At 73.9% G+C, this 18,464-nt stretch carries 9 protein-coding genes; 2 read left to right on the top strand and 7 right to left on the bottom strand.

Annotated features, from left to right (window positions below):
* The 7 genes from NMN56_RS36960 to NMN56_RS36930 all read right to left on the bottom strand — a co-directional run.
* On the bottom strand, positions 1–1,402 hold a 1,402-nt coding region (locus NMN56_RS36960), incomplete at its 3' end, for an Hsp70 family protein (protein ID WP_283742547.1).
* 185 nt (positions 1,403–1,587) lie between these two features.
* Positions 1,588–3,720 carry an Hsp70 family protein gene (locus tag NMN56_RS36955; protein WP_274039437.1) on the bottom strand — a complete coding sequence of 711 codons (2,133 nt, stop codon included), beginning with the start codon at positions 3,718–3,720 and terminating at the stop codon, positions 1,588–1,590.
* On the bottom strand, positions 3,717–4,298 hold the full coding sequence (locus NMN56_RS36950) for a nucleotide exchange factor GrpE (RefSeq protein ID WP_274039438.1): 582 nt from the start codon (positions 4,296–4,298) through the stop codon (positions 3,717–3,719). The genes NMN56_RS36955 and NMN56_RS36950 overlap by 4 nt, the downstream gene beginning before the upstream one ends.
* A 217-nt stretch (positions 4,299–4,515) precedes the next feature.
* Positions 4,516–4,974 (bottom strand): hypothetical protein, encoded by a 459-nt coding sequence (locus tag NMN56_RS36945; protein ID WP_274039439.1) that lies wholly within the window; start codon positions 4,972–4,974, stop codon positions 4,516–4,518.
* 5 nt (positions 4,975–4,979) lie between these two features.
* The gene (locus NMN56_RS36940; RefSeq protein ID WP_274039440.1) at positions 4,980–11,090 is read right to left on the bottom strand and encodes a CHAT domain-containing protein; all 6,111 of its coding nucleotides are present in this window, start codon (positions 11,088–11,090) and stop codon (positions 4,980–4,982) included.
* Complete coding sequence (locus NMN56_RS36935; protein ID WP_274039441.1) at positions 11,087–14,743, bottom strand: tetratricopeptide repeat protein; 3,657 nt, start codon at positions 14,741–14,743, stop codon at positions 11,087–11,089. The genes NMN56_RS36940 and NMN56_RS36935 overlap by 4 nt, the downstream gene beginning before the upstream one ends.
* Positions 14,744–14,783: 40 nt before the next feature.
* Positions 14,784–15,374, bottom strand: coding sequence for a hypothetical protein (locus tag NMN56_RS36930; protein WP_274039442.1), 591 nt, complete (start codon positions 15,372–15,374; stop codon positions 14,784–14,786).
* A gap of 219 nt (positions 15,375–15,593) precedes the next feature.
* Between NMN56_RS36930 and NMN56_RS36925 the strand changes: the two genes are divergently transcribed.
* Positions 15,594–16,520, top strand: a complete 927-nt coding sequence (locus tag NMN56_RS36925; RefSeq protein WP_274039443.1) for a Gfo/Idh/MocA family protein — start codon at positions 15,594–15,596, stop codon at positions 16,518–16,520.
* A 280-nt stretch (positions 16,521–16,800) separates the two neighbouring features.
* Positions 16,801–18,450, top strand: coding sequence for a 2-trimethylaminoethylphosphonate dioxygenase (gene tmpA / locus NMN56_RS36920; protein WP_274039444.1), 1,650 nt, complete (start codon positions 16,801–16,803; stop codon positions 18,448–18,450).
* The last annotated feature ends 14 nt before the right edge of the window (positions 18,451–18,464 follow it).

The raw sequence follows: 18,464 nt of genomic DNA, 5'->3' as shown, positions 1-18,464 counted from the left end.
GTGCGGGGGCCGGCCGGGGGGCGGGGCCCGCTCCGGGGTGCCTGCCGGGGCGGGGGGCGGGGCGGCGGTCCGGGGCCGGGGCGGGTCCGGGCACGGGGCTGAGGCCGGGCGCGGGGCTGAGGCCGGGCGCGGGGAGTTCGGACAGGAGGTGCTGTGCCTCGGCCACGAGGTGGAGGAGGAGTTCCCTCGCCTCGGTGACCCGGCCCTCGGCCGCCCATCGGCGTGCCTCCTCGATACCGGGTTCGCTTCCCGGCTGGGAGAGGACCGTGGCGGTGAGGGGCGGGAGGGGCGTGGAGGCGCGTTCCTCGTACGGCTCGTCGGTGCCGGGTACGGCGCGGTCGTCGGAGCCCGCGTGCGGGGCCCGGCTGAGGCGCTCGGCGTGGAGTGCGGCCCCGTGCGCGAGGAGTCCTGGCGTGGCCATGGCGTACTGGGGCGCGAGCCGCGCAACGGCGCCGCGCACCTCGGCCATGGCGCCGCTGCCCCCGACGAGCAGCACCGTGTCCACGTCGGACGGTTCGAGGCCGGCCTGGTCGAGGAGGCTCTCGGTACGGCCGAGCGTCTGCTCGACGTGCTGGCGGAGGAAAGCGGCGAAGCCGGCGGCGCCGAACTGGACGAGCACCCGGCCGTTCGGATCGAGCGCGAGTACGGAGGGCGCCGCCTCGTCGGCCTGGGCCTCCTCGCCCGCACTGGTCACCTCGACGGAGCCGAGCGTGGCCTTCACGCGCTGGACGCGGCCGAGAAGCCGTGCCCAGCCCGCCTCGTCCATGCTGTCGGCAGCCACCTTCGTGCGGTGGCGGCGCAGCAGGGTGAGGGCCTCGGTGAGGATCTCGGCGTCGAAGGAGGCGCCGCCGGGTGTGGAGCCGCCCTCGTAGCCCAGCGCGCGGTAGTAGCCGCGCGCACCGCGTACGAGGCCGAGTTCGAAGCCGCTGTGTCCCATGCCGTAGACGAGCAGGGTGCCGCTGCCCTCGCCCTCGGTGTGGCCGACGGCGGCGGCGAGCGAGTCGCTGATGAGCCGCAACTCGCCCAGGCCCGCCGCGTGTGCGGCGTCACGCAGCGCCGTGCGCCGCGCTGACTCGTAGCGCGCGGGAACGCTGATGACGGTGTGGCCGATGTCGGCCGACGTCTCGCGTGCGACGTGTTCGCGCACCGCGGCCAGCGCGCGGGTGACCGCTTCCCGCGCGCTGAGCGTGTGCCCGTCCACGCGTACGGGCCGCTCGTCGCCCAGCCGCCCCTTGAGGCTGGAGAACGCGACGGGCAGCGGCCCACGCGTCGCCACCTCGCACAGCGGCCAGGGCCACAGCCCTTCGGGCAGCGCGAGCGGCCTGGCGGGTTCGCCGGGCGCGGCGCAGGCGGCACGCAGACCTGTACTGCCCAGGTCCAGGCCGAGGTTGACCACTGGCACGGCGCTCTCCTGTTTCGCGGGTCCAACGGGACCCAACGAGTTCTTCGCGGGTCCGACGGGAACGGTCGGGTACGGGGCGGTTGGTTGCGCGTCGGTCGGATACGGGTCACTTGGATACGGGCCGGTCGGGTCCGCATCGACCGGATACAGGGTCGGTCGGACACGGACCGGCCGGATACGGGGTCCTACTCGTCGAGCAGCCGCAGCAGTCCCTCGTACGTCTCCGCGTCGCCGACCTCGGCGACCTCGCGCGCCTCCAGCGCCTTGGCGACCAGCGCGCGCAGGGCGAGGGCCTGTTCCTCGACCAGTTGCCTGTTGCCCTGCTGGAAGGAGCGCTGGACATCGGCGACGGCCGCGTTGATGGAGCGGGCCACGGGTGCGGAGGCGCCGTCGACGGCGCGTTCGGCGAGGAAGAACTGCGAGGCGAGTCCCGAACCGAACAGGTCCGAGCGCAGCACGTTGGACATCCGCTTGCACTCGGCGGCGTCCTGGGTGCTCAGCGCCTGCTGGGCGGCGTCCAGATCGCGGGTGATCTTCATGGCCTGTGCGGGCTCGATGTACTGCTGGTGGGTCTGCAGGAAGCGGCGCGTCTCGGCCTCCAGATAGACCAGTTCCTCGCGCCAGCCGATGCCGCCGTCGTCCACGGCCTCCGGTTCGGGCGCCGGGGTGCGGTGGGTGTCGGTGCGCAGGGTGGTCTCCTTGACCATGCCGGTGCCGGGGACGCTGATGCGGACGGTGACGATCCGGTCGGAGTCGTAGTTGAACGTGACGTCCACGCGGGTGTTGACGTCGAGTTCCTGCGGCAACTCGTACTCGACGACGCCCTGTTCGTTGTTCTCGCTCGCGACCGCGCTGTCGCCCTCGTAGACGGGGACGCGGATGAGGCGCCCGTCGGTGGTCTGGAAGGAGCGGCGCATGGGCTCGGGCAGCGGATACGGGGTGCCGCGCGGGATGATCGGGACGAAGGTGTCCTGCTGGGAGCCCTTGACCGCCGCGATGCCGAGGGCCATGCCGGTCACCTCGTAGATGACGGGCGCGTCCGCCGACTCGGCGGCGCCCGCGAGGCTGTGCCCGCACTCCTCGCAGACGGCGGCCTGCTCCTCGTTGGACCTGCCGCAGCCGGGGCACTCGACGCCGTTGAGGGTCCCGGCGAGGATGCCGGCGCCGAGCGCGACGCACTCCATGGGGTTGATGTTGCGGCGGACCTTGGACTTGCCGAAGAAGGACTCGACGGACTCGTAGACCTTCGGGGTGAGCGTGGAGCCGCCGACGAGGAGCACGTCGGAGATGTCGTCGGGCGACAGGTTCTGGCGGCCCAGCGCGTCCTGGACCAGGCTCATGGTGCGCTGCACGAGCGGGTCGATCAGCGCGTCGTACTGCTCACGCGTGACGGTCATCTCGACGTCGACGAGCGGGCCGCCGTCGGGCTGCCGGTAGGCGGCCGGGATGACGATGTCGGCCTCGGGAAGCTGGCTGAGCTGCCTCTTCGCCTGCTCGGCATGGCTCTTGGCGAGGAAGAGGAACTTCTTGTCGTCGGACGGGTCGACCTTCGATTCGGCCTGTACCCACTCGATGATCTTGTTGACGATGACACCGTCGAAGTCGTCGCCGCCCAGCCAGCTGTCGCCGACGTAGTCGAGGACCTGGAAGTGGTTGTTGCCCGCCTTGTCCTTGACGGCGTGCAGGATCGAGATGTCGAACGTGCCGCCGCCCAGGTCGTAGACGAGGACGCGCCTGCGGTCCTGTTGGTCCATCTCCAGACCGAAGGCGACGGCCGCCGCCGTCGGCTCGTCGATGATCTTCTTGACGACGAGGTTGGCCTGCGCCCCCGCCTCGCGGGTGGCGGCCCGCTGCGCGTCACGGAAGTAGGCGGGCACGGTGATGACGGCGTGGGTGACCTCTTCGCCGAGGGAACGGGTGGCGTCCCGCTTGAGCTTCTCCAGGATCATGCTGGAGATCTGGGCCGGTGTGTACGTCTTGCCGGCGAGGGAGACATGGGCGCGCGGGTCGTCGTCGTCACCGGGCACGATCTCGTAGTTGAGCCTGCCCCTGGCCTGTGCGACATCGCTGTCCGCGTAGTCGCGGCCCATCAGCCGCTTGACGGACAGCACGGTGTCCTTGGGCCTGCGCGCCGCGAAGTTGACCGCCATACGGCCCACGAGCAGCGACTCCGAACCGTCGCGCTGGCGTACGGCGACGACGGAGGGTGTGAGGCTCTCGCCCTCGCCGTTGGCCAGCACGGAGGCGGCGCCGCGCGACTGGTCGTAGCGGGTCACGGCGGAGTTGGTGGTGCCGAGGTCGATGCCGATGGCCTTCATGCGGGCTCCTGGGGCTGGGGCGTGTTCTCTGCGGGGTCTGCGGGCGTGGGAGTGGGGACAGGCACGGTGGGGGCCGGGGCGGGGGCGGCAGCGGTGCCGGGAGTGCGCTCGGGCTCGGGCTCGGAGAGCGGTGCGGGCTCCGGTCCCTGCGCGGTGCCGGAGGCAACGGCGACGCGGGCGGCGCGCAGTACGCGGCCCTGGTGGCGGTAGCCGCGCTGGAGCACCTCGACGACGCTGTCCTCGGGCCCTGGTTCGTCCCTGACCTCGGTGACGAGGTGGGTGGCGGGCTCGGCCAACTCGCCGTGCACGCCGATGGGTTCGAGGCCGCGTTCCCGTACGGCCTTTTCCAGCTGGCCCGTCGCCAGGCGCACGCCGGCCGCGAAACCGGCCGGGTCCTGGGCAGCCGCCTCGGGGCCGCCGTCGAGCAGCCGCCCGAAGGAGTCGAGCGCGTCGGCGACGGCCAGCAGCAAGCGTTCGGTCTCCGCCTGGTGTGCCGCGTCGCGTTCGCCGAGCGCGGTGGCGAACTCGAACGCCAGCCGGTCCTCGGTCGAACCCCCGCGCGGTGTCGGGCCGTTCATGGACATGGACTCCTCGATAGCTCGATGTCGATAGCTCGGTGGCGTCAGGACGATCCCGTTAGGACGGTGCCGTCCGGTCGGTGCCGTTGGCTCGGTGGCGACGGCTCGGTCAGCGATGTGAGCGGTAGCGGCGACGCCGGGGCCGTCAGCCACGTCCGGGCCGTCAGCGAGGCCGGCGTCGTCAGCGGGATCAGCGGGGTCAGCGGGGTCAGCGGGGTCAGCGGTCGAAGCGGATCAGTTCGTCCAGGAACGCGGGCGGAACGGGTTCCGCGAACTCCGTCATGTCCTGGATGCGGGGCAACTCCAGCTCGGCACCGTCCAGTTCGTCGGCGAGGCCGTCCAGCGCCTCGTGGCACAGCGAGTCGAGCGCGAGGCAGGCCCCGGCCTCGGGCGGCACACCGTGCGAGCTGAGCGCGGTACGGGTCGCCTCCAGCTCGCCGGGCGTCTCGGCCGCCGGGTCGACGTCGTAGAGGACGAGATCGGCGCGGAGCCTGCGCGGTACGGTGCGCAGTTCGTTCCACGCCGTCTGGGTCTCCGGCGTCATCATGCGCCGGGTCATCAGCTCGAACGAGACGTCCTGCATGTCCGCGTGCGTGGTCTCCGGCGTCACTCCGGCCGGAGCCAGCACGTCGTACGGGTACGGTCCGTCCCACGTCGTACGGGGATCCTTGAACACGGCTCTCACTCCTCGGGCGGGCGCAGCTCGTCGAGCCGCTGCTGGACGGTGGCGAGCAGGTCGCGGCGCAGCGCCGCGTCGGCGGGATCGGCGCGCGTGGCGCGTACGAGACGGTGGACGGCGGCCGTGGTGCCGCCGACGCGCTCGGTGGGACTCTCACGCCCGGCACCGGCACCGCCCCCGGCCCCGGTGGCCGCTTCGGCACCCGGTCCCGTGTGGGCGTCAGGTCCCGTGCCGGCGTCCGGACCCGTGGCGGCGCCTTCCTCGGTGCCGGAAGGCCGGAAGAACGCGGCCAGTTCGTCGAAGCTGAGGCCGTTCAGCAGCAGGGCCTCCAGGTCCTGGAGGGTCTCGCCGAGCGTTTCGCGGAACCTGGCGTGCGTGGGCGCGCGTTCCAGGCCCTCGTGGACGAGGGTCAGTGCCTCGTGCAGCGTGCCCAGCTTGTGGAACGGCGTACGGGGTACGGCGCGTGACTCCATGCCGAACACGAGGGCGCGGGCGAGGTTGTCACGGGCGCGTACGGACTCGGGGTTGAGGGCGAGGGCGCGGCGCAGATCGGCCTCGGCGCGCGGGATGTCGGGGCGCATACCGAAGTCCGCGCAGCCGTAGCCGCGCCAGACGCCGCGCGTGGAGAGCAGTTCGGACAGTTTGCCGCTCAGCTGTTCCCTGCCGGGGGCTCCCAGCAGCGGCAGCGCACGGTCCACGAGGTCGACGGCGGCGTCCAGACAGGCACCGAGCCGGTCGCCCGTACCGTCGGCGAGCGCGTCGGCGCGGCCGAGGACGGTGCGGGCGATGGCGTGCTTGGTCCGTACGGTCATGGCGCCCGCCTGCGCGACGCGGATGGCCTCGGCCCACTGTTCGAGCGCGCCGTCGGGGTCGGGTTCCGTACCGGTGAGCGCGATACGCGCGAGCGCGAGGCGTGCCCGTACGGCGAGGTCGACGGTGTCCTGAACGAGACGCGACCTGCGGCGTGCCAGATGGGTGTAGGCGGGGTTGTCGCGCAGGAACTCCGTGCAGTGGGTGCACTGCACGGCGTGCCCCGCTTCTCCGCGGCCCTCCGGTACGCAGTCGTCGGGCAGGTCGGCGAGGGCGCGTACGGGAGGGAGGGCACGCAGCGCCGGCTCGAACCTGTGGTGGCCGAAGAGCGTGGAGGCCGTGGCCAGTTCGGAGAACGCGCGGCGCACGGCCCGCGCGGTGTGCTCGGCCGCCGCGTGATCCTGGTCGGTCCCGGCAGCAGTGCCGGGACCGGCCACGAGGGCCCGCAGGGACACGGCGCCGGGGTCGTGGCCCGTGCCATGACCCCTGCTGTGTCCCGTGTCGTGTCCCGCATTCCGGTCGGGGCTCTGGCCGGGGCTCTGTCCTGGACTCCGGTCCTGGCCGCCCTCGTCGGCATGCGGGGGCGGGTCGAGGCGTGCGGCGAACGCGGCCAGCGGTGCCTGGAGGCCCATCATCCGCAGGTAGGCGGGCCCGGCGGCGAGCCGCCCCGCGCCCGCGCCCCTCTCGGTCACCCTCCCCGCGCCCGCGTCCCTCTCGCTCGCCCTCCCCGGTTCCGGTTCCGGCGCCTGGGGCCGAGCGGGGGCCGCTTCCAGGGCCTGGCCCCTTTCCGGTGCCTGGGCCCCTTCCGGCGCAAGGACCGGGTCCGGCAACATGCCCTGTTCCGGTGCCTGGCCAGGTTCCGCTTCCGGGCCGTCGGGCAGGGGGAGGCCGCCGGCGTCCTTGAGTTCGCGGGCGCTGTCCAGCTCGGTTTCCAGGAGCGCGACGAGGGACTTGTACGTACGGACATGCTCGGTGCGGCCCTGCTCAGCGTGGCGTTCCGCGTATCCGGACAGCATGTCGAACAGGGAGCGGCCCAGCTCCCAGCGCAGCTGCGTCACGTCCTCGGGCGCGATGGTGTGCTGGTAACAGGCGGCCCGGGCCCGGCGCCAGCGGGTCCAGTGCGCGTCGTCGGTGAGGAGCGCGGCCCAGTAGGCGAGGGCGCGTTCCCAGGAGAGTGCCGCGTGCTCCCACGCGCCGCTCTCCTCCAGTTCGCGTGCCTCCCACAGCCGGGCGACGGCCAGCGCGTGCACGGTGTCCATGTCGGCCGGTGTGGCGCGCAGCCGCCGTTCCCACACCTCGATGGCCTCCTGGCGTCCGCGCGCGAGGAGCACCAACAGGGGCGTGTCGTCCGGCAGTTGGGCACAGAGCAGATCCAGGGGTTCGCCGCCGCCCGCCACTCCGCCTGACGGCAGCGCGGTGAGCTTCTCGCGCAGCCCGGCGGGGTCGCGCAGGCGGTAGAGCAGTGCGTCGAGCTGGAGGCGCTTGGCCGGCATCCGCAACTGGTCCCAGGCGACGCGCTCGTGCCACGCCATGGCGCCGTGCTCCATCAGCGCGTAGACGGCGTTCTGCACCTCCTCTGTCGAGGAACCTGGGGTGATGCCGACGCCCCTGAGTGCGAGGTACGGGAAGGCGGGGTCCTCCAGCGCGCACTTGTCGGCGACCAGAAGGGTGCTGCCGAGCCCGTCGGCCCACGGCAGGGCCTCGCGCAGCCTGCGCAGCCGTCGCCTGCGCGGTGCCGCCTCGCTGTGCGCCTCCAGCGCCTGCCCGTACGCGTCGATGGCGGCGCTCCACTGGCCCGCCGCCTCGCGGGACCGGCCGCGCGCGTAGGCGAGGCGGCCCGGGGTGTCGAGCCGTGCGGGGCAGCGCTCGTACGCCTCGGCCGCCTCCGTCCAGCGCTCCCCCGCCTCGGCGAGACGGGCGCGCGCGTAGGCGGCGAGTGCCCGTGCGTCCCGGTAGGCGCCGAGGGGGTCGGCCTCGGCTGCGGCGGCCTGCCAGTCCCCCGCTGCCTCGGCGAGACGGGCGCGCGCGTAAGCGGCGCGGCGTGCGACGTCCTCGAAGTCGCGGGGAAGCTTGTCGTACGCCTCGCGCGCCGCCTGCCACCCCTCATGACCGGGGTACTCGCCGAAGCCGCCCGGGCCGGCCGCATCCCTGCCTGCCTGCCCCGCTCCTTCGGCCGCCGTTCCCGCCGCGTCGGCCCCCGTTCCTGCTTCGTCGGTCGCCGTTCCCGCTTCCTCGGCCGCCTGTTCGGCCAGCCGGGCGTGCGCGTAGGCGCGGCGGAAGGCGACGTCCTGGTGGTCCTCGGTGAGCGGCGCGTAGGCGGCGAGTGCCTCGGTCCACCTGCACGCCGTCTCGTGGGTGCGCCCGCGCGCGTAGTGGCAGAGCGCGGCCACCTCCGGATCGGAATCGCCCGCGCGCAGGTAGTGGTCGAGGGCGCCGGGCCAGTCGCCGCTCTCCTCGGCGCGCCTGCCGCCCGCCTTGGCCCGCAACAGCCGTACGGCGCCGCCCCGTTCGCCGTCGGGGATGCCGCTGAGGTGGCTGAGTACGGAGCCCCAGTCGGCGCGCGCCTCGGCGAGGCGGGCGCGTGCGTGCAGGCGCCGGCTGCCGACCTCGCCTCCGGCGTGGCTGTCGGGCAGCCGCCCGAACCCCTCGATGACGCCTGCCCAGTCGCCGTCGCGGTCGGCGATCCTGCCGGCCGCGTACAGGTGCCGCTCGGCCGCGTCGAGCAGGCGCGAGGGCAGCCGCAGCCAGCATGCGCGCGCCTCCTCCCACTCCTCCGCCTCCTCGTATGCCCTGCCGCGTACGTAGCCGAGCCGCAGTGCCGCGTCGGCGTGACCTGTCGTGCGGTAGGCGCCGGCCGCCTCGTCCCAGCGCCCTGCCTCCTGCGCTGCGCGGCCCCGCGCGTAGTGGGCGCGGCGTGCGGCGTCGGCGTACGCGGCCTGGCCCTTGCGGAGGACGGTGCCGGGAAGCATCCCGAACAGCTCGGCTGCCAGGGCCCATTGGGCGCACTCCTCGGCCTCGGCGCCCAGGTCGTACACGTGCGTACGGGCGCGCTCGTGCCAGGGCGCGTGTGCCTCGGCCACCGGGGCGGCCCTGTCAGTGGCCGCTCCGGGGTCCTCGGCGAGCGCCGCGTCGAAGTGGCGGAGCGCGGCGGGCCAGTCGCCGTGCGCCGCGCAAGCGCGGGCACGCGCGTACGGGAGGCGCCGGGCGCCGTCAGCGCTGCCGGGCTGGGCCGCGTAGGCGTGCGCCGCGAGGGTCCAGTCGCCCGCGTCCTCCGCGGCACGTGCGGCGGCGTAGGTGGCCCAGCCCTCGTCGGGCAGGCCGAGTTCGACGGCCTCGGCGCAGGCGTCGCGTGCCTCGTCCCAGCGTCCGGCAGCGGCGGCGGCCCTGCCCCGTACGGAGGTGAGGCGGGCCGGTGCGTCGAGCGTCGCGCCGCACCGCGCGTACCCCTCGGCAGCCGCCGGCCAGTCGCCCTCGGCCTCGGCTGTGCGTGCCCCTGTGTAGGCGGCGAGGTGCGCGGCCTCGCGGTAGCCGTCGGAGCGGTGGGCGAGCACATCGGCGTAGCGGCGTGCGGCGCCCGGCCAGTCGCCCGCTTCCCTGGTGCGCTCGGCCGCCGCGTACATCCCGGCCACCTCGGCCTCGTCGCGTGCCGCCGCGCGCCGGCGTTCGGCGTCGCGGAACCCGTGGGGGCGCTCGCGCAGCACCTCGTCGTAGTGGCGCAGCGCGGTCTGCCAGTCGCCCCGGCTCTCGGCCACGGCGGCGCGTTCGAGAAGTCCGGCGAGCTTGCGCACCTGGCGGACCTCGGCGCTCAGGCAGGTGGCGAGCGCCGTCGGAAGCTGGCCGCGCAGCGCGGTGAGCGCGGCGCCGGGTCCGTTCTCGGCTTCCATGTCGGCACCCGCGGCGAGCAGGTCGCACAGGCGCACCACGCCGGGCCAGGCGATCTCGGTACGGGCCTCGTCGCGCAGCCAGGCGCGCTCGGAGCGGTAGCGGCGTACTTCGGGCTGGGTGGTACGCAGCACGCGTTCCCATTCGCCCGACTCCCGCAGGAACCGGGCCGCCGACATGATCAGTTCGGGCCGGACGTGCCCCGTGGCCTCCTCGTACTCGCGCAGCGCCTCGGCGCCCGCGTGCAGCGGATCGTGCTGCGCGTCCTTCTCGTCGCGCACCTCGCGCGCCTTGAACAGCCACCCGTGCCGGTAGGACTCGTGCAGGAAGAGGACGGGCGTCGTCCACTCGATCGCGGTGTGCCCCGGCAGGTCGGAGATGTGGCGGCGTGCCGTGGTCACGCACTCGTCCAGGGTGCGGTTGGCGGAGACCCCCTGGAGGAGTACGGGTGAGAAGGCGGCCGAGGCGACATCGCTGACCTGCCCGCGCATGGCGACGACGGCGGGCACGCCCCGCCCGATGAGGGCCTGTGCGAGCCCGGAGAAGGGTTCGCTGGTGGCGCTGTCGGCGCCGGAGCACAGGTTGAGGACCACGAGACGCAGCTGCGGTGCGCGGGTGAGCATGCCGCTCAGCAGGTGCCCCGGCACCCGGTCGCTGGTGCCGTCCTCGGCCTCCAGATGGACGAGTCCCTCGCCGCGCTCCTCGTCGTAGGTGCCGTGCGCGATGAGCAGCAGGACGGTGGGCTGGTCGCCGTGTGCGGCGAGGGTGTCCTCCAGACTGCGCCTGGTGGCGTGTTCGAGAACGGTCGTCTGGACGGCCACCTCAGGCAGTTCGCGGGTCAGCGCCTCCAGTTCGGGCCCGGGCCGCAGCGCAGGCAGGTCCGGGTCCTCCGGGGAGGCGGCGGCGACGAGGAGGCGGATGTGGCCCGGCTCCGAGCCGGGTTCGGGCAGCCGGGCGCCGGGCGGGTCGCCGTCGAGGGTACGGACGAGGGACAGGCTGTGGTTGAGGGCGAGGGACTGCTGCGGTGCGGTCGCGGGCGCCGTGAGGGTCTCGACGGGCAGGTCGCGCAGGGCGGGCGGCAGGCTGAAGCGCAGCCGCAGCCCGCGTGCGGGGCGCTGTTCGCGGGCGCGGTCCAGCGCGCGTGCCACACAGTCGGCGAGCGGCGGGGTGAGCAGCAGGTCGTACACCTCGCGGCCCAACGCGCGCAGCCTCGCGGTGACATGGCTCTCGCCGGACGGCGCGCGGCCCAACTCGACCTGTATGAGCTGCGCGAACCGTTCGCGCAGCCGCTCGGGCGCGGTACCGGGCTCGATGATGTCGGCGGCCGAAGCGGGCCCGTTGGCGGTGACGAGATAGCGCCCTGGGCCGATCTCGTGGGCGCGTACCCGGAGTTCGTCGTATGCCTGCACGGTCGTCGTCACCTCCTGCCGTACCGGGAGAGGAGGACCGACAGGTCCGCCGTGGTCTTGCCGAGGATGTCCTCCAGCTCACGGTGCGACCCGTTGTGCCGGAGCGCGGCGGTCATCCGGTCGACGGTCTCCTGGAGCAGCTCCAGCGACTCGCTGACCCTCCCTTCGCGGGCACGCTGCACGCCCTGTGCCCGCAGGACGAGCCCGAGGTTGATCTGGGCGCGCAGCAGATGCGGGTTGAGGTCGGCGGCGCGGCGCAGGTCGGCGGTGGGCTGCTCCAGCTGTTCGATGTCGTTGTTGGCGCTGACGACGCCCCGGTCCGTGAGCGCGCTGGCCAGCCTGCCCCTGACACGCTCGCGCTCGGCCCCCGTCAGCAGCCCGTGTGCGAGCGCGAGCACGTCGACGGCCTCGTCCAGCTTGCGTGCCCGTGTCAGCGCCCCGGCCCTGCCGATGGCCATCTCGGCCATGCTGTGCTGCGTGTCGTCAGCGCCCCGTGCCGCGGCCTCGCGCCAGTGGTCCCTGGCGGCGGTGAGATCGGGTTCGCCGCTGGTCAGCGCGTTCAGCCCGAGCCCGAGAAGTGCCTCGGCCGCGAGGTCACGGGCCGCCCCGGCGAGCGCGGCGTGCTTGGCCTGGAGGTCGGCGTAACCGGGGTTGTGCACATCGAAGTCCGGGCAGTCCTGCGCGCACAGCAACGGGCCGCCGGGGTCGCCGTGCCGTCCCTCGCGCTGCCCGCCGTGCTGTCCCGCACGCTGTCCGCCGCGTGCCCGGCAGGCGGGGCAGCGCAGGTCGGCCAGCGCCTCCAGCGCCTCCTTGAGCTGGCCTGCGGTGAACTGCACGCGTGCGGGCCCCAGTTGGGAGAAGAGCTGCCGCAGCTCCGCCGGCACGCGCCGCCCGGCGGCCGGGCCCACCAGATCGGCCAGTGCTTGCAGATCCGGCAGCGGCGCTTCCCCGCCGGGCAGCCGCGCACCACTGCCGTGCTGCCGCAGCCGCTCGAACAGGCCGAGGCCCGCGCCGCCCGACGCGCGTCCGGCTGCGACCCGTTCGGCCAGGAAAGCCCCGAACTCCTGATGCAGCCCCAGCTGCGCCAGCCGCAGCGGCCCGCATACGAGTGTGGACGTGTGCTGGGAGGTGGCCCCTGACCCGCGCCTGGCACCGGCCCCGGACCTGGCACTGGCCCCGGTCCGTGAGCCGGTCCCTGAACCAGGCCGGTCCCGGGGCCCCGGGACCGGTGCGGGGCCTGACACGGGCGACGATTGGGGGATGCGGGGCCCGGGGAATCCCCCGAACTCCTTGAGCGCCTGCGCCGCTTCGGCCTCCCGCTGGAAGAGCAGGCGCAGGCTGCCGCCCGCCTGGGCGTGCCCCTCGTTGGCGGCCACAGCACCGAGGCCGCTCCCGTTCGCGTCTCCTCCCGCCTCTCCGTTCGCGTGCGGAAGCCGGTTCTCCAGGAGCTGCCTGAACGCGCCGCGCAAGGGCTCCATGTGCGCGGACTGTACGGGGGTTCCGTAGCGGCGCTCGGCCCGCGACTGGAAGTCGGCCCAGAAGGTGTCGCTGTGCAGAACGGTGGCCCAGACCGCGAGGCACCGCTCCCAGCCGGCCCTGTCGGCCCTGTCGGCCTCTCCGGCGGGCGTACGGGCCGACAGCCCGTGCAGGAGGGCGAGGCCCAGCGTGTGCGCTGCACGGTGGTCACCGGGATCGCGCCCGCACGCTTCGGCCAGGTCCGTGACGGCCTCCGCGTACTTGCCGCCCCTCAGCAGCACGGAGGCGTCCAGCACGGCGGCACGCTGGGGGTACGCAGCCGGGTTACGGGTCGCGCGGGCGAGCGCGAACAACGAGGCGGCCTCCCGCCACCCCTCCTCCCCCGCCGCCGGCTCCCGCTCCGGACCCGGCTCACCAATCGGTTCCGGCTTCCCCGCCCGCTCCAGCTCCAGCGCGCGGGTCACGGCCGACAGTGCCTTCTCGCGCAGCAGCAGGGCGAGTTCGCGTGCGGCGCGCTCGGCGCCGCGGGGCGGTGCGTGGCGTACGGCCTTGCGCACCAGGTCGAGCCGCCCCTCGGCGCACAGCGCCACCGCCCGCCACCACGGGCCCAGATCGGAGGAGAGCCGGTCACCGGTGACGTAGTGGGCCCGCCCGCTCCGGTAGAGGGACTCGGCGAGCAGCGCGTCCCGCCTGGGCCCCGGCGTCAGCGGCTCCAGCACGTGTACGGCCTCGGCCCACTGCCCCGCACGGATGTACAGCGCCGCCAGCGCACAGGCCGCGCGCCGCGCCGTGCCGCCACGTACGACAGGAGCCCCGGGGCCCGGCACCGTCGCCTCGGCGGACAGCAGCTCCAACTCGCGCATGGAGGCGAGCGGTTCGGCACCGGACCGGGCCTCGTCAGGGAGGCCGGGTGGCTGGTCGTCCGGCGGAGCGCCGGGAAGCTGCGGGTCCGGCGGAGATCCGGGTGGCTGGACGTCCGTCGCACGGCACACGGCGAGCGCGTAGCGCACCTCCGGGTCGCCGGGCACCTGCCGCAGCGCGCTCTCCCACAGCGAGACGGCACGCTCGCGCTCGCCCGCGAGGAACGCGAGCGGAGCCAGGTGGCGCTGCACGCGGTGGTCGTCAGGGCGGCGCGCGTACGCCTCGCCCAGGTGCCACCTGGCCTCCTTGCGCCCGGCCTCGTCGTGCCGCGCCGCGGCACGCCATGCGGCGTACAGGTGCAGCTCGGTCACCGTCCCGGCGAACCCTTCGGGCGGGCCCTCGGGCCACAGGGGTTCGCTGCGCGCCAGACGGTCGAGCGCGGCGCCGAAGTCCTTGCGTACGACGTGCGGGTGGGCCGCGGCCAGCGTCGCGCGTGCCACCAGCAGCCGGAGGCGGGCGCGGTGCGGGTGGCGCGCGTGCAGCCGGGTCCAGGAGGTCACGGCGTCGTCGTAGCGCCCCAGCCCGTAGGCCACGAAGCCGTGCCGGAACAGCACCGCGTCCTCGGTGTTACCGCCATCAATGGCCTGCTGGTAACTCGCCAGCGCCTTCTCCGCCTGCCCCTGCCGCTCCATCGCGTGCGCGAGCATGGCCATCGCCTGCGGGGCCCTCGGCGAGGCCGGGTCCATGAGCTGGCGCAGCACACGTTCGGCGGATTCCCAGGCGCCGGCGCGCAACTCCAGTACGGCGAGGGTCCAGCGCGCCCCCTCCTCCAACGGGCCCTCGGCAGCCGCGGCCCACAGGTCGGCGCGTGCCTCGTCGGTGTGCCCCTGCCGCTCGTGCGCGTAGGCGCGCTGGACACGGACGCCGGCCGGCGTGACGCCGTCACCCCAGCCGTCCGGTTCGGGGCCGCCGCACTGGAGCGCGGTGGTCCAACAGGTCACCGCCTGACCCCAGTTGGCGAGGTGCGCGGCGGCGCAGCCCGCGCGGTGGTGCGGCTCCCACCACTCGGGCCTGGCCACCTGGGCACGCAGGAAACAGTCCAGCGCCTCGTGGAAGCCGCCTGCCAGCAGATGCGCGCGCCCGCGCCCGATCAGCGCCTCGGCCGCCACGTCGGCGGCCTCCTGCGTGCCCGCGCGCTCCCCGTCGCCGATACGCGCGAGCGCCTCGTCGTAGCCGCTCGCCGCGCCCGCCGCGTCTCCCAGCGCGAGCTGCGCCGCTCCCCGTTCCAGCGCCTTGCGCGCCCTGCGCAGTGAAAGGTTGCGCAGCATCCGTGAGCCCTCCCCGTCCCCCGTCGGCCCGCTGTCGCCGCTAGCGCGCGGCTTCGTCCAGCTCGGAGCGCCAGCGTCCCGACGCCCTGTCGTAGTGCAGCGGCCCCAGCCGGAACGCGGACAGGTCCAGCCGCGTCAGCCGCTCGTACGCCTCCTCAGGAAGGTCGGCCTCCAGCACAACGACCAGCCCCGTACGCGGGTCCTGGAGCACGAGCGGCACCGGTGCGGCACGTCCCGCGGTACGCCCCGCGAGTCCGTCCTCCCCGCCGTCCTCCCCGTCCGGCTCACCCGTCCCGCCCGGCCCGTCAGGCCCGTCCGGCCCGTCCGGCCCGTCCGGGCGGCTCGTCGGGCCGAGCCTGCCGACCAGCCTCTTCAGGCCCCGGTAGGTGTCACCTGCCGCCTCGCTGCCCAGGCCGCTCAGGAACGCCTGGAGGGGCAGTGCGGCCAGCACGATCCAGGTCAGCGAATCGGCGCCGCGGTGGTCCAGCACGCGGCGCGTGGTCACGGCGTGCCCGGCCGCTGTGAAGTGTTCGACGAGCGCACGTGTGACGTCGTCATCGGCCTCACGGCCGAGAAGCAGCTCCGCACGTGGGGGCGCGTGGTGACGCCGCGGCGTCAGCGCTTCCGTCATCGGCTCCCGCCTTTCCTCACAACCCGCTTGCTGTTCAAGGAACTTGGGCCGCACGGGTCCTCGGTCACAGGCACACACACCCGGACAGTGGGGCCCCGCATGGGATAGCACGCAGACTATGACCATCCGGTTCAGCGTTGGAGGGCTATTACCCGATTGGGTGGAAGCGGGATATGCCTGCGGCGCTGCCCCGGACCGTTCGCCTCCTACGCTGCCGTCATGAGATTCGGACTTCTCGGCACAGGTCCCTGGGCGGACCGCACACACGGACCCGCGCTCGTCGCGCACCCCGACGTCGAGCTGGTGGGCGTATGGGGACGGCGGGCCGAGGCCGCGTCGGCGCAGGCGGAACGGCTGGGTACGGAGGCGTACTCCGGCGTCGACGCGCTGTTCGCCGCATGTGACGCCGTGGCCATCGCGCTGCCTCCCGACGTGCAGGCCCCACTCGCCGTACGGGCCGCCGAAGCGGGCTGCCATCTGCTGCTCGACAAACCTCTCGCCACCACACCCGAGGCCGCACGCGCTGTCACCCATGCCGCCGACCGCGCCGGGGTCGCCACCGTCGTCTTCTTCACGCTGCACTTCAGCGGGACGACCGCCAACTGGATGAACTCCCAAGCGCAGAAAGGCGGTTGGCGGCTCGGCCGCGCCGACTGGCTCTCTCCCGTCTTCGGCGGCGGCGACTCCCCCTACACCGCTTCACCCTGGCGCCGCGAGAAGGGCGCACTGTGGGACGTGGGGCCGCACGCGCTGTCCGTACTCCTGCCGCTGCTCGGCACCGCGACGGAGATCACGGCCGTACCTGGCGGCAGCGGTGACACCGTGCATCTCGTACTGCGGCACGAGTCCGGCGGCTCCAGCACCTGCGTACTCAGCCACTCCGTGCCGCCCGCAGCCGCCGGTGTCACCGCGGAGGTCAGGGGGCCCGCGGGCGCCGCCCAGCTCCCCGACCGCGAGGAGCCGCCAGAGGAGGCGTTCGGCGTGGCCATCGACGCGCTGCTCGCCGCGGTACGCAGCGGTGTCCCGCACCCCTGCGACGCCCACTTCGCGGCCACGGTCACCGACCTCCTCCACGAGGCCGAGGCCCAGCTCCCCACGGAGGACCAGCAGATCCAGGAGTCCCCGGAAGCACCCGGGTCCCCGTAACCTCCGGCTGCTCCAGGCCCCGTACCTCCGAGTCCTCCGGCGCCCCCTGCCTCAAGCCGAGGCAGGGGGCGCCGCGCGCTGCGCCGACCGCTCGAACCGGTGCGGCGCGCGACGGAAGCACGGAAGCGGGGCCCTGGTGGCAAGCGCACCCTGCTTCCCCTGTGTTCGCGCCAGTGTTCGCGCGAGCGACATCCCCGGCATGGTTCACCTTCACTTCTGCCTGTAACGTTCGACCCCGACAGACGAAAGTTGGCTATACAACTTAAGGAGAATCGTCGCGATGCCCGCACCCTCCCCCGAGCGTCTTCCTGCCGTATGGCTGCGTGACAACTGCCCCTGCGCCGACTGCCGCGACCCGCGCAACGGGCAGAAGCTGTTCCAGATCGTGGATCTGCCCCGGGATCTGGCCGTCGGCGAGGTGCGCCAGGCGGCGGACGGGGCCGGGACCGAGGTGATCTGGTCCCCCGACGGGCACAGGTCCGTCTACGCGCACGAGTGGCTGGCGGAGCACGAGCCCGGCGTGAGCGGTGGCACGGGCGACGGCCGCACCGAGGCGGACAAGACGCTGTGGCGGGCCGCCGATCTGGCAGGTGCGCTGCCCGAGGCCACATGGGCCGCGTACGAGAGCGAACCGGCCACGCGCGCCCGGGTGCTGGACGCCGTGCTCCGGTACGGCTTCGCGCTGCTGAGGGACGTACCGCGCCGGGAGGGACAGGTCCTCGACGTGGCCCGCACGTTCGGTTTCGTGCGGGAGACCAACTACGGGAAGTTGTTCGAGGTACGCGTGGAACCCGACCCGAACAACCTGGCGTTCACCGGGGCGCGTATCACCCCGCACACCGACAACCCGTACCGCGACCCCGTACCGACCCTCCAGCTCCTGCACTGTCTGACCAATGCCGCAGCCGGCGGCGACTCCGGGCTGGTGGACGGCTTCCAGGCCGCCGCGCTGCTGCGGGACGAGGACCAGGCGGCGTTCGCCACGCTGACGCGCACACCCGTCCCGTTCCGCTTCGACGACGCAGGTACGGCGCTGGCGGCCGACCGTCCGCTGATCGATGTGGACCCGCTCGGCAGGGTCCGCGAGGTGCGCTTCAACAACCGTTCCATCGGCACGCTCCGGCTGCCTGCCGCCGACCTCGACGCCTTCTACCTGGCCTATCGCACCTTCGCCGAGATCCTGCTGCGGCCCGGGCTGCAGCTCGACTTCCGGCTGACGCCCGGCGACTGCCTGATCTTCGACAACGTCCGCCTGCTGCACGCCCGTACGGCCTTCTCGGAGAGTGGCGCGCGCCATCTCCAGGGCACCTACGCGGACATGGACGGGCTGGCGAGCACGCTGGCCGTGCTCCGCCGTGAGCAGGCCGCCGCCGAGGACGGCCCGCTCGACGAACTCGCCGCGCTGTTCGCCGGGGAAGGGGCCGGTGAGTATCTCGGCGAAGAGGTGACCATGGCGCAGCACATGCTCCAGGCGGGCGCGCTGGCCGAGGCCGCCGGGGCGCCCGACCACCTCGTCGCGGCGGCTGTGCTGCACGACATCGGCCACTTCCACGGTCCGCTGCACGGCACCGACCTGATGGACGGCAAGGACAACCGGCACAGCCACACCGGCGCCGACCGGCTCGCCCCCTGGTTCGGGCCCGAGGTCACCGAGCCGGTGCGGCTGCACGTCGCCGCCAAGCGCTATCTGTGCGCGGTGGAACCGGCATACCTCGACGCGCTCTCCGAGGCATCGGTGTTCACCCTTGAGGTGCAGGGCGGGCCGATGTCCCCCGAGGAGGTCGCGGAGTTCGAGGCGAATCCGTACGCCGAGGACGGCGTGGCCCTGCGGCGGTGGGACGACCGGGCAAAGGACGCCGCGGCGGCCACTCCGGACTTCGCCCACTTCCGGCCGCTGCTCGCCGCACTGCTGCGGACCCGGCGGGGCTGAGGCCAGGGCCCCGG

Origin of the sequence: Streptomyces iconiensis (assembly GCF_028657195.3) — a bacterium.
GTDB lineage: Bacteria > Actinomycetota > Actinomycetes > Streptomycetales > Streptomycetaceae > Streptomyces > Streptomyces iconiensis.
Note: the sequence above shows the minus strand (reverse complement) of the source record. Positions and strands in the feature narration are given on the sequence as shown.

Bases quoted from the DNA above. Each gene is read 5' to 3' on its own strand.
- tmpA (WP_274039444.1), top strand. From the start codon at position 16,801: ATGCCCGCACCCTCCCCCGAGCGTCTTCCTGCCGTATGGCTGCGTGAC.
- NMN56_RS36955 (WP_274039437.1), bottom strand. From the start codon at position 3,720: ATGAAGGCCATCGGCATCGACCTCGGCACCACCAACTCCGCCGTGACC.
- NMN56_RS36950 (WP_274039438.1), bottom strand. From the start codon at position 4,298: ATGAACGGCCCGACACCGCGCGGGGGTTCGACCGAGGACCGGCTGGCG.
- NMN56_RS36935 (WP_274039441.1), bottom strand. From the start codon at position 14,743: ATGCTGCGCAACCTTTCACTGCGCAGGGCGCGCAAGGCGCTGGAACGG.
- NMN56_RS36925 (WP_274039443.1), top strand. From the start codon at position 15,594: ATGAGATTCGGACTTCTCGGCACAGGTCCCTGGGCGGACCGCACACAC.
- NMN56_RS36930 (WP_274039442.1), bottom strand. From the start codon at position 15,374: ATGACGGAAGCGCTGACGCCGCGGCGTCACCACGCGCCCCCACGTGCG.